The sequence below is a fragment of the Amycolatopsis thailandensis genome (genome assembly GCF_002234405.1).
In the GTDB taxonomy this organism is placed as follows: Bacteria; Actinomycetota; Actinomycetes; order Mycobacteriales; family Pseudonocardiaceae; genus Amycolatopsis; species Amycolatopsis thailandensis.
Genome location: NZ_NMQT01000243.1, coordinates 1 through 839 on the forward strand (window position 1 = coordinate 1; position 839 = coordinate 839).

At 73.2% G+C, this 839-nt stretch carries 1 protein-coding gene and 1 pseudogene; both read right to left on the reverse strand.

Annotated features, from left to right (window positions below):
* Positions 1-543: SDR family NAD(P)-dependent oxidoreductase (locus CFP71_RS41980; RefSeq protein ID WP_093939417.1), on the reverse strand; the 543-nt coding region annotated here is incomplete at its 3' end.
* Positions 531-839: pseudogene (locus tag CFP71_RS41985) on the reverse strand (glycosyltransferase 87 family protein); the annotation flags it as partial. The pseudogene CFP71_RS41985 and the gene CFP71_RS41980, both read right to left, overlap by 13 nt.

Here is an 839-nt window from a genome sequence, read left to right on the forward strand (position 1 = left end):
GACGGCGTTGACGCGGAGGCCCCGCGGCCCGTATTCGAGCGCGGCGGCGCGGGCGTGCATGACCAGAGCGGCCTTCGCGCTGCTGTAGTGCGCGTGACCCGGCGCGGGCCGGTCCGCTTCGATCGAGGCGATGTGGACGACGCTGCCGCCGCTCATCACCTCGGCCGCGGCCTGCGTGCACGAGAACGCGCTGGTCAGGTTCGCGTCGAGGACGGCGCGCCAGCTTTCCGCCGACATCCCCGGCAACGGCTCGACCGGCTGCACGCCCGCGCTGTTGACCAGGGTGTCCAGCCGTCCGGTCCAGGCCGCCGCGGCGGCCACGAGCCGACGGCATTCGCCGTCGTCGGTCAGGTCGGCGGTGAACGCGGCGGCGGTGCCCCCGGCCGCTTCGACATGGTCGACGACGGCGAGCGCCGAGGCCTCGTCGCGGTGGTAGTGCACGGCGACGGCGCTGCCCGCTTCGGCGAAGCGCAGGGCGATACCCCGGCCGATGCCGCCGCTGGCCCCGGTGACGAGGGTGGTGGTGCCGGTCAGGTCGAGCATCGCGGTCCTTTCCGCAGCGCGAAGACGCCCGCGCAGACCAGAAAGACCAAGCCCGCGAGGACGTAGCAGTTTCCCAGCCACTGCTGGGCGGCCGTCCACGTCTGACCGGGCCGGTCGAAGGCCGGGAAGTACCGGAACGGCGCCGTGACGAAGACCGTGGCGATCACCCCGGTGACGGCCAGCCAGGCCAGTGCCCGGCGGCGATCCCGGCGATGGAGCACCACGAAGGCGGCGGTCGTGAACAGCGCCGGGGCGATCCACACCCAGTGATGCGACCACGACGTCGGCGAGATGAG